Raw genomic sequence first — 564 nt, 5'->3', positions numbered from 1 at the left:
AGATCGGCGCTGGTGCCGTCCTTGCCGGTCGAACACGAGTGCGCGCCGAATGTGCGTGCGGAATCGCCATCACCGGATGGGACGCCGCCCAAATTCGCGACCAGTACGCCCGCCATCTGACCATCCCGCGACCACCCGGCGACGTGCTCGCCAAGGAGGCCCCCACGGTCGCCGACGTACGCGATTGGCCCGAGTTCTTCATCTCCGGCCCCGGCCGCGCCGTCGCCTCAGCGACACCATGCCAGCACGACTACCGCCTCACGGACTCGTGCCCCGGCTGTGACGCCGAGGCGGACTCATGACCAGCGCCATCCTCGAATTGCCATGGACGGCACCGCCCCTCACGCTCAATCAACGGCGCGCCACACGCGGCGCGATGTTCGCCCACGCGCGCAAGGTCGCCGAGGTCCGCGCAAAGGTACTCGCGCTCGCCGAGTCGGCCGAACTGCCTCGCGACCTGCGGCATGTCACCGTGCAGTTGCACTACCGGCCGCGCGACAACCGTCGCCGCGACACCGACAACCTCGTCGCCACGCTGAAACCGGCGTGCGACGCGCTCACCGT

At 69.5% G+C, this 564-nt stretch carries 2 protein-coding genes; both read left to right on the top strand.

What is annotated here, in order from left to right:
• A partial coding sequence (locus ON31_RS20390; RefSeq protein WP_218007368.1) for a hypothetical protein occupies positions 1 to 302 on the top strand: 302 nt, incomplete at its 5' end.
• Positions 299 to 564 (top strand): hypothetical protein (locus tag ON31_RS20385; RefSeq protein WP_039815911.1); only part of this gene is annotated, 266 nt, incomplete at its 3' end. The genes ON31_RS20390 and ON31_RS20385, both read left to right, overlap by 4 nt.

It is taken from the genome of Nocardia otitidiscaviarum NBRC 14405, from assembly GCF_000308635.1.
Lineage (GTDB): Bacteria > Actinomycetota > Actinomycetes > Mycobacteriales > Mycobacteriaceae > Nocardia > Nocardia otitidiscaviarum.
The sequence above is the reverse complement of the archived record's forward strand: the minus strand, read 5'-3'. Positions and strand labels throughout refer to the sequence as shown.